Below are 13,561 nucleotides of genomic sequence, written 5' to 3' on the forward strand. Positions count from 1 at the left end.
GCTTGCGAGAGCACAGGCACGACGGTCGATGCCGCGTTCAGCGCAGGTTGTAGAACGTGGCGCGGCCGGCAAACCGTGCCACGTCGCCGAGGTTCTCCTCGATGCGCAGCAGCTGGTTGTACTTGGCGATGCGGTCCGAGCGCGACAGCGAGCCGGTCTTGATCTGGCCGGCGTTGGTGGCCACGGCGATATCGGCGATGGTGGTGTCCTCGGTTTCCCCCGAACGATGCGACACCACGGCGGTGTAGCCTGCGCGTTTGGCCATTTCGATGGCGGCGAAGGTCTCGGTCAGGGTCCCGATCTGGTTGACCTTGATCAGGATGGAGTTGGCGATGCCCTGTTCGATGCCGCGCTTGAGGATTTCGGCGTTGGTGACGAAGATGTCGTCGCCGACCAGCTGCACCTTCTTGCCCAGTGTGGTGGTGAGGTGTTTCCAGCCGTCCCAGTCCTGCTCGGCCAGGCCATCCTCGATGGAGACGATGGGGTACTTGCCGATCCAGCTCTCGTAAAGCGCCACCAGTTCTTCCGAGCCAAGCACCAGGCCCTCCCCGGCGAGGTGGTACTTGCCGTCCTTGTAGAACTCGCTGGAAGCCGGGTCCAGGGCGATGGCGATCTGCTCGCCGGGCCTGTAGCCGGCTTTCTCGATGGCCTCACTGATGAGTTGCAGCGCCGCCTCGTGGCTGGCCACGTTGGGCGCGAAACCTCCCTCGTCGCCGACTGTGGTGGGCATGCCGCGGTCGTGCAGAATGCCCTTGAGCGCGTGGAACACCTCGGCGCCGTAGCGCAGCGCCTCGCGGAAGTTGCCCGCGCCCACCGGCATGATCATGAATTCCTGCATGTCCAGGCTGTTGTTGGCATGCGCGCCGCCGTTGATGACGTTCATCATCGGCACCGGCAGCTCGCAGGCGGCGAATCCGCCCAGATACTGGTACAGCGGAACGCCGGCCTCTTCGGCCGCGGCCTTGGCCACGGCCATGCTCACGGCCAGCAGCGCGTTGGCGCCCAGGCGCGACTTGTTCGGGCTGCCGTCCAGTTCGATGAGCGTACGGTCGAGAAAAGCCTGCTCGGAGGCGTCCAGGCCCATCACGGCCTCGGTGATTTCGGTGTTGACATGCTCGACCGCGCGCAGCACCCCCTTGCCGCCGTAGCGCTGGGCGTTGCCGTCGCGCAGTTCCACGGCCTCGCGGGTGCCAGTGGAGGCGCCCGAAGGAACCGCGGCGCGGCCCAGAAAGCCTGTTTCCAGCACCACGTCGCATTCCACCGTTGGGTTGCCGCGGCTGTCGAGGATTTCGCGCGCGTTGAGATCGACGATTGCACTCATGGATTCTCCAGGGGTTGTGCGGTTTTCAGGGAAAAGGGTTCAGGCGCCTTGCACCAGGATCATGCGCATCAGCGCGGCGCCTTCGCGGGCCTGGCGCGCTGCGCCGTATTCGGGGGAATCGTAAAAGCGGCGCGCCGTGTCCAGGTCGGGAAATTCGAGCACCACCACGCGTCCGGGTTGCCAAGGACCTTCCAGGGTCTCGACCGCACCGCCGCGCACGATGGGTTTGGCGCCATAGGCCTGCATGGCGATGGACGACAGGGTGCGGTACTGCGCGTATTGGATTGGGTCGGTGACGTCGACGTCGGCGATGATGTAGGCGGCCATGAGCGGGTTTGAATCAGTGCAGCAGGTTTTCGAGATAGCCACGGCGCTTGACCACCGCATCGATGTCCTTCAGATCCTCCAGCATGGCGCGCATATGCCGCAGCGGCATGGCATTGGGCCCGTCGGACAGAGCTTTCTCCGGGTCCGGATGGGTCTCGGCGAACAGCCCGGCGATGCCAGCGGCCACCGCCGCGCGCGCCAGGACCGGGACGAATTCGCGCTGCCCGCCGGACTTGTCGCCCATGCCGCCGGGTTGCTGCACCGAGTGGGTGGCGTCGAACACCACGGGGCAGCCGGTGTCGCGCATGATGGCCAGGGCGCGCATGTCCGACACCAGGGTGTTGTAGCCGAAGCTCACGCCGCGTTCGCAGGCCATGATGCGCTGGTTGCCCACCGCGCGCGCCTTGTCGACCACGTTCTTCATGTCCCAGGGCGCGAGGAACTGGCCTTTCTTGATGTTGACCGGCAGGCCCATACGGGCCACGTTCTGGATGAAATTGGTCTGCCGGCAGAGGAAGGCCGGGGTCTGCAGCACGTCCACCACCGCAGCCACCTCGGCCAGCGGCGTGTCCTCGTGCACGTCGGTGATGACGGGTACGCCGAGCTGCCGCTTCACCTCCGACAGGATGCGCAGGCCCTCATCCATGCCCAGCCCGCGGAAGGACTGGGCCGACGAGCGGTTGGCCTTGTCGAAGGACGACTTGAAGATGAATGGAATGCCCAGATCCTGGCAGATGGCCTTGAGCTCCCCCGCGGTGTCGATGGCGAGCTGCTCGCTTTCGATGACGCAGGGGCCGGCGATGAGGAACAGCGGCTTGTCGGGGCCGACTTCGAATCCGCACAGTTGCATGGCCATGCCTCAGGCGTTGACCGCAGCGGCGCTGCCCGTCGGCACACCCCCGGCGCGCTGCTGCGCCAGCGCGGCCTGCACGAAGGCTGTGAACAGGGGGTGTCCGTCGCGCGGGGTGGACTTGAATTCGGGGTGGAACTGCACGCCCATGAACCAGGGGTGCACCGCTTGCGGCAGCTCGACGATTTCGGTCAGCTGTTCGCGCGTGGTCGTGGCGGAAATCACCAGGCCGGCCTTTTGCAGCGCCTCGAGATACTGCACGTTGGCTTCGTAGCGGTGGCGGTGGCGTTCGTTGACCGTGTCGCCATAAATGGCATGGGCCAGCGTGCCGGGCTGCACCCGCGCTTCCTGCGCGCCCAGGCGCATGGTGCCGCCGAGGTCGGACTGGTCGGTGCGCTGGTGCACGGCGCCGTCGCGGCCCTGCCATTCGGTGATCAGCGCGATGACCGGATGCGGCGTGGTCGGCTCGAACTCGGTGCTGTTGGCTCCTGCCAGCCCGGCCTTGTGACGCGCGTACTCGATCGTCGCCACCTGCATGCCCAGGCAGATGCCCAGGTAAGGAATGCGCTGCTCGCGGGCGTACTGCGCGGCGAGGATCTTGCCTTCCACGCCGCGCTTGCCGAAGCCGCCGGGCACCAGGATGGCGTCGAAGGCGCCGAGCTGGTCGATGTTGCCCGGCTCCAGGGTTTCGGAATCGAGGTAGGTGATGCGCACCTTGGCGGCATTCTTGATGCCGGCGTGGCGCAGCGCCTCGTTGAGCGATTTGTAGGAGTCCGACAGATCGGTGTACTTGCCCACCATCGCGATGCGCAGCGTGTGGCGCGGGTGCGCCTCGGAGGCCACCAGCGCGTCCCAGGCCGACAGGTCGGCCGGGCCGCCCACGAGCTTGAGTTTGTCGCAGATCAGCGTGTCCAGCCCCTGTTCGTGCAGCATGCGCGGGATCTTGTAGATGCTGTCGGCGTCCCAGACCGAGATCACGGCGTCTTGCGGCAGGTTGGCGAACAGGGAGATCTTCTCGCGCTCGTCGTCCGGAATCGGGCGGTCGGCGCGGCACAGCAGGGCGTCGGCGGTGATGCCGATCTCGCGCAGCTTCTGCACGCTGTGCTGGGTGGGCTTGGTCTTGAGCTCGCCGGCGGCGGGAATGAAGGGCACCAGGGTGAGGTGTACGAAGGCGCTGTGGTGGCGCGGCATGCGCAGGCTCATCTGCCGCACGGCCTCGAGGAAGGGCAGGGACTCGATGTCGCCCACGGTGCCGCCGATCTCGACGATGGCCACGTCGGCCTCGTCGGGCGAGCCTTCGCCCGCGCCGCGCCGGATGTATTCCTGGATTTCGTTGGTGATGTGCGGAATGACCTGCACCGTCTTGCCGAGGTATTCGCCGCGGCGCTCCTTGCGGATGACGCTGTCGTAGATCTGGCCGGTGGTGAAGTTGTTGGTCCGGTGCATCGAGCGCCGGATGAAGCGCTCGTAGTGGCCGAGGTCGAGGTCGGTCTCGGCGCCGTCGTCGGTGACGAACACCTCGCCGTGCTGGAACGGCGACATGGTGCCGGGGTCGACGTTGATGTAGGGGTCGAGCTTGATGAGGGTGACGTTGATGCCGCGCGACTCGAGAATCGCGGCCAGGGATGCGGCTGCGATGCCCTTGCCGAGGCTGGACACCACACCGCCGGTGACGAAAACGTATTGGGTCATGACGCCATGTAAGGCCGGTAAACGCGCATTATAGGAATCCGATCGTGACGCCCGAACGTCCGGCGCCGGGCCTGGCGATTTCAGCCCGGGACAAGCCCGCGCACCATGGCGCCGATGGCCGCTGCCGTGGCTTGCGGCTGCTCGAAGGGGTAGAGGTGGCTGCCTCCCTGGATCCACTGCAGGTGCGGGCCGACCAGCCTGTGCGTGGCGGCCATGCCGGCCTGGCGGATTTCCCGCGATTCGGTGCCGCCGATGAACCCCACCGGCACCGGAAAGGGCGGGCGGGCGATGCGGCCCATGCGGTGCGGCAGCGTCTGGTAGATGCGCGCTTCGACCTCGCGGTCGAAGGCGAGCACGCGCTTGCCGCCTTGCTCGCGCGTGCCGCAGCGGGCGTAATCGGCGAGCATGTCCGGGTCCCAGCGGGCGAAAGGCGCTTTCGCCGCGAAATGCGCGCGCACGGCTTCCACGTCGTCCCATGTGGTGCGGCGCCGCCAGGCCGGGGCGGCGGGCGGCAGGCGGCTGGCCAGTCCGCTGCGCTTGCCCAGCCACAGTACCGTGGCCCGCCAGCCGGCCACCACGGGGGAATCGAGCAGGATCACGCAGCGTATGGCACGGGGCGCGTGACGGGCCACCATCAGGCCGAGGTAGCCACCGAGGGAATGCCCCACCAGGATGACGGGCCGGCCTTGGCCGCGTTCCTGCACGAACTGCAGCAGCTCGCGCCGCAGCGCGAGCCAGCCGTCTCCCACCGGATGCTGGGGATCATGGCCGAAGCGCTCGGGCGCGGCGACCTCGAACGCGGCGCCGAGCAGTTCGAACAGCTTGCGGTAGCTGCCGGCGGGAAAACCGTTGGCATGGGCGAAGACGAGCAGGGGCTTGCCTGGGGCGTCATGCCCGAGGGTCTGACTCTGCGCTTCAGGCGAGGGCGTCGTGTCAGCCTGCATCGAAGGTCCGGATGGGAGGCTGTCAGCCGTCCAGCTCGCCGCGCGCCGAACGCCGCAGTTCGTAGAGCAGGTCCAGCGCCTGGCGCGGACTGAGGGCGTCGGGATCGATGTCGGCGAGCCGTTCGCGCAGCGGGTCGGGCGCGATGGACTCCGCGGCATGGCCGTTCGCCGCGGGGCCGGAGTCGGCGGCCAGCGCGAACAGGTCGAGCTGGGACAACTGCGCGGCCTGTGCTTGCTGCAAAGTCTCTAGGCGCTTGCGCGCGTCGCGGATCACGGCCTGCGGCATGCCGGCCAGCTGCGCCACCTGCACGCCGTAGCTGCGGCTGGCCGGGCCCGACTGGACCTCGTGCAGGAACACGATGCCGTCGCCGTGCTCGGCCGCGCTGACGTGCAGGTTCACGCTGTCGGCGTGGTGCGCGGGAAAGTCGGTGAGCTCGAAGTAATGCGTGGCGAACAGCGTGTAGGCGCGGCAGCGCTCGTGCAGGTGCGCGGCAATCGCCAGCGCCAGCGCCAGGCCGTCGAAGGTCGAGGTGCCGCGGCCGACCTCGTCCATCAGCACCAGGCTTTGCGCCGTGGCGCCGCGCAGGATGGCGGCGGCCTCGGTCATTTCCACCATGAAGGTGGAGCGTCCGCCGGCCACGTCGTCGGCTGCGCCGATGCGGGTGTGGATGGCGTCGAGCGGGCCGATGCGCGCCAACCGCGCCGGCACGAAGCTGCCCATGTACGCCAGCAGCGCGATGATGGCCGTCTGCCGCATATAGGTGGACTTGCCGCCCATATTCGGGCCGGTGATGATCTGCGTGCGCGAGGACGGCAACAGCACGCAGTCGTTGGGCACGAAGCGTTCCACCTGGGCCTGCACCACCGGGTGGCGCCCGGCGCGGATGTCGATGCCTGGCAGCGGCGAGAGCTCCGGGCAGACCCAGTTCCAGGTCTGCGCCCGCTCGGCCAACGCGGTCAGCACGTCCAGCGTGGCCAATGCCCGCGCGGCGCGCTGCCAGTGCGCCACGGCCGGCTGCAGATCCGCGATCAACTGGGCATACAGGACGCGCTCGCGCGCCAGGCCGCGATCCTGCGCCGACAGCGCCTTGTCCTCGAAGGCCTTCAGTTCCGGGGTGATGTAGCGCTCCGAGCCCTTCAGGGTCTGGCGGCGGCGGTAGTCTGCCGGCACCTTGTCGGCCTGTCCATGGGTGACCTCGATGGCGAAGCCGTGCACCCGGTTGTAGAGCACGCGCAGGTTGGCGATGCCGGTGCGCGCGCGCTCGCGCGCCTCCATCTCGAGCAGGAAAGCGCTGCAGTCCTGGCCGATGGCGCGCAGCTCGTCGAGCTCGGCGTCGAAGCCGGTGGCGATCACCCCGCCGTCGCGGATATTCAGCGCGGGCGGGTCCGCCAGCGCCGCCTGCAGCAGATCGAGCGGCGCGGAGGGAAGCTCCAGCAACGCGCGCTGCGCGGCCAGCAGCGGGTCGTCGAAGGCGCCGGCCTGGGCGATGATCTCCGGCAGCTTGCGCAGCGTGTCGCGCGCCGCGGCCAACTCGCGCGGGCGCACCTGCTGCAGCGCCAGACGCGAGGCGATGCGCTCCAGGTCCGCCAGGCCGCGCAGCGCGTCGCGCAGCGCTTGCCAGGGGCCACGCAGCAACGCGGCAATGGCCGCATGGCGCTGGCGCGCCACGGCCTGGGCGCGCGGCGGCGCGGCCAGCCATTGGCGCAGCAGGCGGCTGCCGGCCGCGCCCTGGCACACGTCGAGCAGCGAGATGAGCGTGGGCGCCGGCTCGCCGCGCAGGGTCTGCGTGAGTTCCAGGTTGCGCCGCGCCGCCGCGTCGAGCAGCAGCGTGTCGTCGGACTGCTCCACCTGCAATTGGGTGACATGGCCGAGCAGGCGTCCCTGCGTCTGCTCGGCGTAGCTCAGCAGCGCGCCAGCGGCGGCATGGGCGCGCGCCAAGCCCTGGGCGCCGAAGGCATCGAGCGCCTGCACGCCCAATTGGCGGCACAGCTTGTCGCTGCCCGCGGCTGGGTCGAACTGCCAGGGCGCGCGTGGACACAGCGGCAGGCCCTGCAATCCATCGGGCACGGCCTGGTCTTGCGGCCACAGCACCTCGGCGGGCTGGATGCGCGCGATCCAGGTGTCCAACGCGTCCGGCGTGCATTCGGCCACGCGCAGCGCGCCGCTGGCCAGCACCAGCCACGCGAGTCCGAGCCTGGGCTCGCGTTTGGATGCTGGCGGTGCGATGGCCAGCAGGGCGCAATCGGTCTTGTCGTCGAGCAGCCCGTCGTCGAGGCGCGTGCCGGGGGTGACGATGCGCTCCACCCGCCGTTCCACCGGCCCCTTGCTGGTGGCCGGGTCCCCGACTTGCTCGCAAATCGCCACCGACTCGCCCAGGCGCACCAGCTTGGCCAGATAAGTGTCCAGCGCCTGCACCGGCACTCCCGCCATGACGATGGGCTGCCCGGCCGACTGGCCGCGCCGCGTGAGCGTGAGGTCGAGCAGCCGCGCCGCCTTCTCGGCGTCGGCGTAGAACAACTCGTAGAAATCGCCCATGCGGTAGAGCACCAGCACGTCCGGGTGCTCGGCCTTGATGCGCAGGTACTGCTGCATCATGGGAGTGTGTTCGAAAGTGCTTGGGTTTTCAGGCATTTGATGATAAATTGTCTAATATTTTCGGAGTTTGTCTAATACGCTGAGGCGGCTGGGCCACTGTAGTCTCGAACTGTCGCAGGTACCGCAGGGTCATCGCCATCGTGCTGTGGCCGCCGAGCGCCTGTGGGTCCAGCCCCTGCTTCTTGGCGTCCGTGAGGCATTTGGCGCGGATGTCGTGCGGCGTCGTGTCATTGACTCCGGCTTTTTCAGCCGCCAGCTTGTACATGTCGTACGCCGTCTTGTAGGCGTACTTTTTCCCCCGCGCACGGTGCACAGGATCGTCTCCCCACGTATCTTTCGAGGCAGCGCTGCAGCCGCGTCCAGCGCCTCGCGAAGGTCGGGAGTCATCGCGATCAGGACCTTCTTGTCGGTCTTGTCTTGCTGCACGAACACACCTTCATCGGACACGTCTGCGTGCGTCATCGACAGCACGTCCTCGATGCGCTGGCCGGTGAGATACATCAGGTCGAGCATGACCCGCAGATCGGGGCTACCGCACTCCCAGATCGCTCGGTACTCTGCGTCCGACACGTACCTGCCACGCCTCGCCTCGGCCAGCCGGGGAATGCCCACGCAAGGGTTCGAGTCGACGTAGCCATGAGGTAGTCCGTATTCGAAAATCTGGCAAAGCACCGCGATTCTGCGGTTACACATATTGGGGGTTTTCGCCCAAGCGATCTGAGCCTGCTTGATGTGCGCGGGCGTGATGTCGCGAGGGTCCGCATCGCGGAACACCTCGAGCAGCTTGTTCTTGACGATCGTGTACTGCTCGACCGTGTTCGCAGACTTGCCGTGCAGGATGCGTGAGGCATCGCCGCATTGATGAGCTCGATCATCCTCCCAGATCCGCTCGTTTTTGTCCTGGAGGCGACCAGGTCGGCGTGCATCACGAGGGCTTTGTGCAGGTCGTCGCTAAGGCGTGTCCACTTGTTGCCTTTCACGTACCAGTACGCCCCATGCTTGAGATACATGCACGGGGGCAGCATCGACTGCTTTTTTCGGGGTTTTGCCATAGCTCGCATCATAGGTGGAGAGTCGGTTCTTTCTTGGGCCGGAGCGCCTTGGCCACGGCCGCGCCGTTGGCGCCAAGCAGCGACTCGATGACAACGGCGTGCACGCGAGGCCACGCGTCACGCGCGACGATGTGCGGGATGCCCTGCGACTTCAGCCAGCGCGCGATGGCGTCCGGGCGCTTCAGCCCTGTGAGGGCGCACAGGTCTTCGCGCGACAGTAGCGGTAGGGTTGACATGCTGCTGAAACGTGTCGAAAGGGAGCACCACCGCGGGTGCGACCTACACCACAGTCAGCCCCCTACTTTCAAAGCCCCCAGCCTGCCCGATGCCCACTTACGACGCCACGGGAAACGGAGGTGCTGTCCTGGCTTTCCAAGGGGAAGACTAACCGCGATATCGGCGACATCCTTGGCATGAGCCCGCGCACTGTGAATAAGCACCTTGAGCATGTATTCAAAAAGCTTGGTGTGGAAACCCGTGCCGCGGCTGCAGCGCTGGCCAGCAGCGGGCATTGGGTGGTTGATGCCGAGGTCGAGACGCCTACGGGCACGTCGTCATGGCCGACAAGGCAGCGCGATCCTGCCAACTCTGGTTTGGATGAATGGAAGTGACCCTGGTGGTCGGGTCCCAAATGAGATGGAGCGAAGGACCTGTCTCGAAACTCCGAACCTGAGTCATTGTGTTAGGCAAGTGGGTCACGGAAGTATGCATTTGGTAATCCCAGGTCGTGCCGCGTGGAGTTTTCCGTCGGGAAGTTCGCATCGCGCGGCGCCGGGCACGGCGCTGCCAACTTGCTGATGAAGGGTGGCGGCGGGTTGACTGTGAGCGCTACTTACCCTACTTACCGACTTGGTTGTATCAGAATGCAGTGGGCCAAACTTGGGGTGTATGCCGGCCCGATACCCGACGGCTTCCCACACTGGGCGGCTGGAATGGCACCTTAGCGGATCCGGTCAGCATGGCGATGGTCGTGGCCGGCCATCGCTCGGTGCAGAGACTCAATGACTTACCCATTGACCGGGGAACCTGCCACGTAGGCATACACGGGATGGTTGATCATGCCGGCAGGGGCTAGGCGCTCGAGATTGACGCGGGCGTCATCGGCATGCGGGCCGTCGAACTCGTAGGCGAAGCTTTTGCCGTGATCCTTGAACTCGATGCTGTGACCCCATTTCGCGTTGATGGAGTCGGTGTTCGGGGTGATCGTGACGACGCGGCTGGCGACGGAATCGGGCACCGGGGTGCCAAGTAGCCGAGCGGGTATGGCGGCTTGCGCGCTCACGGCAGTGGCGAAGCCGGCAATGGCGAGAAGGGCTGAGAATTTGTTCATGATCAACTCCAGGAAAGTGGGGCCAGGCCCCGGTTGCTGAACACCGCGGTATCGAAAGCATCGCGGACGAATGCAGTGTTCGCCTGGTGCCTTAAATCAAACTTAGGGGAGTATTGCGCCGGATGCTGTCATGGGTATGCATGCAATGGTTTGCCGAAGGCTGCAAAACGCGCTACGCCCCTTGATTTTGTGGGGGCGCGACGCATTGCGCGTCAGCGCGGTGTCGGGAGCTAACCGGATGACCAGCATGCGCAGTTCATCGTCATGCGCAGAACCGTCAAGAGCGCGCTACCAGGCGAGGAGGCGTGTCAACACGGCTGATCTACAGACCGAAGCGGCTCAAGCTGACTCGACGCTCAAGCACGTGATATCGCTTTGATCCAACCTTTCGACCTGTAGCGCAGCTTTTGCGTCAAAGTTCGTGGTGTGGCAAATTGCAGGATCCATGCGGTGCGTTGCTGATCGGAGGTGTTCGGACCGCTGCCATGCAGAAGCCGCGGATGGTGGAGGATGGCACCACCGCAGGCGATGGGCACGTCCATCGCGGCCGATTCATCGAAGCCGGTAGCCATGACGTAGTGGGTGTCGGCCTTGCCAGGAATGATCTGGTGCTCGAAATTCTTGCCGCCATGGGTCCCCGGGATGTAACGCATGGCGCCACCCATGAGTGGCACGTCAGCCATTGGAATCCAGAAATGGACGCGGTGGGTGTTGCGGTAGGGCTCTCCCTTTTCGTAATAGGTGTCCTGGTGCCAGCGCGTGCCCGCGCCGATGCCTGCAGTCTTGCGAATGACGTGGTCGAAAACGAATTCCATCGGCATGCCAAGGAGATTGGCGGCATAAATCTCACACAGCTGGAAGACTTCGCTTGCCATGAGGCGAGGTTCAAGCTGCGCGGTTCCGAGGATTTCGACCGACGTCGCACGATCATCGTCCCGCAGCTGAGTCCAATCGTCGGGGCCTGACGCGATTTTTTCCATCAATAACGCATCAAGAAGACGCTCAACTTCCGCGATCGCCTCCCGGCGAAAAAGACCAGGCACGGCGAGATAGCCAAGCTGCTTCCAGGCCGTTCGGTCATCGCTGGTCGGTAGAGGTAATGACGTAGGCACGGTAATCCTCATGAGATTTCTGTTTGGGTCGGCTTTGCGTCTCGGGGTGCGAGCGTGATGCGTCGCAATAACTGGACCAAGCGGCGGCCTTTTCATGTGGGGTTTAGAAGATCTTCGTGTCTGGTTCGCTGTCTTAGCGTATCAAACTTGGTGCGGTCAGCACGGGTATTGTGCGAAGCAGCGCTGGCGTTCATCGGCGCAAGCCAGGCGTTGTGCAGGACTGCGCGCGCGACATGATCGCTGCGCACACAGGTCTGAAGGTGTGACCTATGTTCAGGACGGATACTTCTCTGCCGCACAGACGGACGCTGTCTTGCGGCATGAGCGCAGTCGCAGGCGCGATTGGTTTTCGTGGCCATGGGCGTGCCCCGGCAGGAGCAGTTCATCCACAAGCATGGCGATGAATTGGGCGCCACGGTGCGCCCTGGCGTCGGAGCCTTGTTCGATTTTTTCCGGCTCGATGCTGCGGGCGCCATGGCTTGTGCGCAGGCTGGGGGAGCTTACGGTCTGATGATGGAGCCGCGCCGCCTGTTCAGGCGGTAGGTACTGGGTAACCCACAATTCCTCGCCCGTGTCATGTGGCGACGCATGCGGAGTCGCATGGCCTTGACCCAAGGTCCACTCTCGGGCTGATCGTGCGGTACGTCCGGGCGATTCGTTGGGGGACGTCTACGCCAGACATGTCGAATTTGTGTAATTGTCGAGAAATTTCCTGGATATTTGCCAAATGATGTAGGAAATTTCCTAGAAGAAATCCATCATCTACCTACCCAAGCATGATCATTCCTACTCGTACGATTCGATACTTCTGAGTTTCTGTTCCAACTCGCCCTGTTGACGCACTTAGGTCGATGATCGCGTTGACCGATTTGGCGAGACAGCTATTCAGTGCGCGTCTCCAAGGATTTCTCATGCGCCATTTCTTGCGTGTTTCTGTTTTTTTTCTGGTATCAGCTACGAGTTCTTGTGGCGGGGGTGGCACCAACACGACTGCCGCTGCCCTAAGCGGCAACGATGCTTACGCCGCCACCGTAACGAGCGCGGCGAGCGCTGGCAGCGGAACTCCAGCAGCGGCAGCTCCGGCGTCATCACTCTACCGTGTGTTCTCACCGCAGAGTTTTTGGTATCAACCCATTCCGGCCAATGCGCCACTGAATCCCAATTCGGCAGCCTACGTCCAGAACCTGGTGAGTCAGGTCCAGACCTACTACGGCAACGTCAACCTCAACACCACCAATTACGCCAGCCCGATCTACTTCGTCCAGACCGTCGGTGGCTCGTCCTCGGTGACTTGGGTCAATGGCACGCCTGTCTATCCGGTCAGCAAACGGGTGAACGTCGGATTCTGGGATTGCCAGAATAAGGGTTGGACCGATCCGAACCTGGTGGCGCAGTGGCAAGGGGTACCGATTCCGGCGGGTGCGACGCCTGCGGGAGGAACCGACAGCGAAATGTCCATCTACGACCTCAGCACGCACACGCTGTGGGAATTCTGGGTTACACGCCAGGTCAACGGTCAGTGGCAGGCCTGCTGGGGCGGGCGGCTGCAGAACACGGATCAGAACATCGGGGCCTTCCCCAACCCTTACGGGACCACCGCAACCGGGCTGCCCTTCATCGGCGGCGAGATCTCGGCCGAGGATCTGGCCGGTGGGTCGATCAACCACGCCATGGGCATCTCGCTCGTCAACGTGGAGAACTGGAACATTTTCTCTTGGCCAGCCACCCGCTCGGATGGCCATAACCCGACCAACGTACCGAACCTGATTCCCGAAGGCACGCGTTTGCGGCTGGACCCGAGTGTGAACGTTGACGCGCTGAACCTCACTCCGGTCGGCCGCATGATCGCCAAGGCGGCGCAGACCTACGGCTTCGTGGTCTGGGACAAGGCCGGCGCACTATCACTGCGTATGGTCAACCCTGCCAGCTACAAGCCCGCTGGAATGACCGACCCCTATCCTGCGTTGTTCGGCGGCCTGCCGTCCTATCAGGTTCTGCAGAATTTTCCCTGGAACAAGCTGCAGGTGATGCCCAACAATTACGCCAAACCCTGAGCGCCTTGCCCCATGGCCGGTGAGCGCCTTTGGGTTCCGGCGACCAATCTGGGCGACAGCGCCGTGCTGTTGCCGCTTGCCTTGGTCATCCTGGCCTGGATCAGTCCGAGCGCCTGGCGGCTCAGCTCTGCTCTGGGGGGCTTGCTCGCCGCAGATATGGTCCTTGTGGCGCTGACCAAGATTGCTTGCATGGGATGGGGTTTGCATCCTCCTGCAATTGCTGCAGCCTACGGAGGATGCTTGAAGATTGCGCGACCACCGTCCACGAACCGTTAGGAGACAC

The 13,561-nt window shown here is 64.9% G+C and carries 11 protein-coding genes and 2 pseudogenes; 3 read left to right on the top strand and 10 right to left on the bottom strand.

Features of this window, described 5'->3' with window-relative positions:
- Positions 1 to 37: 37 nt before the first annotated feature.
- The 8 genes from eno to THIARS_RS11615 all read right to left on the bottom strand — a co-directional run bounded on the left by eno (position 38) and on the right by THIARS_RS11615 (position 9,018).
- Positions 38 to 1,321 carry a phosphopyruvate hydratase gene (gene eno / locus THIARS_RS11580; protein ID WP_094161070.1) on the bottom strand — a complete coding sequence of 428 codons (1,284 nt, stop codon included), beginning with the start codon at positions 1,319 to 1,321 and terminating at the stop codon, positions 38 to 40.
- Between the two features lie 39 nt (positions 1,322 to 1,360).
- Positions 1,361 to 1,648 (bottom strand): DUF1330 domain-containing protein, encoded by a 288-nt coding sequence (locus THIARS_RS11585; RefSeq protein ID WP_094161071.1) that lies wholly within the window; start codon positions 1,646 to 1,648, stop codon positions 1,361 to 1,363.
- 13 nt (positions 1,649 to 1,661) lie between these two features.
- Positions 1,662 to 2,498 carry a 3-deoxy-8-phosphooctulonate synthase gene (kdsA, locus tag THIARS_RS11590; RefSeq protein ID WP_094161072.1) on the bottom strand — a complete coding sequence of 279 codons (837 nt, stop codon included), beginning with the start codon at positions 2,496 to 2,498 and terminating at the stop codon, positions 1,662 to 1,664.
- Between the two features lie 9 nt (positions 2,499 to 2,507).
- Positions 2,508 to 4,190 carry a CTP synthase gene (locus THIARS_RS11595; protein WP_094161073.1) on the bottom strand — a complete coding sequence of 561 codons (1,683 nt, stop codon included), beginning with the start codon at positions 4,188 to 4,190 and terminating at the stop codon, positions 2,508 to 2,510.
- Between the two features lie 80 nt (positions 4,191 to 4,270).
- Positions 4,271 to 5,134, bottom strand: coding sequence for an alpha/beta fold hydrolase (locus tag THIARS_RS11600; RefSeq protein ID WP_094161074.1), 864 nt, complete (start codon positions 5,132 to 5,134; stop codon positions 4,271 to 4,273).
- Between the two features lie 22 nt (positions 5,135 to 5,156).
- Positions 5,157 to 7,766, bottom strand: a complete 2,610-nt coding sequence (gene mutS, locus THIARS_RS11605) for a DNA mismatch repair protein MutS (protein WP_245845899.1) — start codon at positions 7,764 to 7,766, stop codon at positions 5,157 to 5,159.
- Positions 7,759 to 7,995 carry a site-specific integrase gene (locus tag THIARS_RS19285; protein ID WP_222423069.1) on the bottom strand — a complete coding sequence of 79 codons (237 nt, stop codon included), beginning with the start codon at positions 7,993 to 7,995 and terminating at the stop codon, positions 7,759 to 7,761. Before THIARS_RS19285 ends, mutS begins: the two co-directional genes overlap by 8 nt.
- A gap of 795 nt (positions 7,996 to 8,790) precedes the next feature.
- The gene (locus THIARS_RS11615) at positions 8,791 to 9,018 is read right to left on the bottom strand and encodes a DUF4224 domain-containing protein (RefSeq protein ID WP_094161076.1); all 228 of its coding nucleotides are present in this window, start codon (positions 9,016 to 9,018) and stop codon (positions 8,791 to 8,793) included.
- A gap of 102 nt (positions 9,019 to 9,120) precedes the next feature.
- Here THIARS_RS11615 and THIARS_RS11620 point away from each other — a divergent pair.
- Positions 9,121 to 9,288: pseudogene (locus tag THIARS_RS11620) on the top strand (helix-turn-helix transcriptional regulator); the annotation flags it as partial.
- A 500-nt stretch (positions 9,289 to 9,788) separates the two neighbouring features.
- Here the strand turns inward: THIARS_RS11620 and THIARS_RS11625 are convergent.
- Together THIARS_RS11625 and THIARS_RS11630 are read right to left on the bottom strand one after the other, a co-directional pair.
- On the bottom strand, positions 9,789 to 10,112 hold the full coding sequence (locus tag THIARS_RS11625; protein WP_094161077.1) for a CzcE family metal-binding protein: 324 nt from the start codon (positions 10,110 to 10,112) through the stop codon (positions 9,789 to 9,791).
- A 356-nt stretch (positions 10,113 to 10,468) separates the two neighbouring features.
- Positions 10,469 to 11,236 carry a phytanoyl-CoA dioxygenase family protein gene (locus THIARS_RS11630; RefSeq protein WP_186436668.1) on the bottom strand — a complete coding sequence of 256 codons (768 nt, stop codon included), beginning with the start codon at positions 11,234 to 11,236 and terminating at the stop codon, positions 10,469 to 10,471.
- A gap of 327 nt (positions 11,237 to 11,563) precedes the next feature.
- Between THIARS_RS11630 and THIARS_RS11635 the strand changes: the two are divergent.
- Positions 11,564 to 11,767, top strand: a pseudogene (locus tag THIARS_RS11635) (WecB/TagA/CpsF family glycosyltransferase); the annotation flags it as partial.
- A 368-nt stretch (positions 11,768 to 12,135) separates the two neighbouring features.
- A complete protein-coding gene (locus tag THIARS_RS11640; RefSeq protein ID WP_094161080.1) occupies positions 12,136 to 13,278 on the top strand; it encodes a DUF4124 domain-containing protein in 1,143 nt (380 codons plus the stop codon).
- Positions 13,279 to 13,561 lie beyond the last annotated feature (283 nt).

Origin of the sequence: Thiomonas delicata (assembly GCF_900088825.1) — a bacterium.
Classification (GTDB): Bacteria; Pseudomonadota; Gammaproteobacteria; order Burkholderiales; family Burkholderiaceae_C; genus Thiomonas_A; species Thiomonas_A delicata.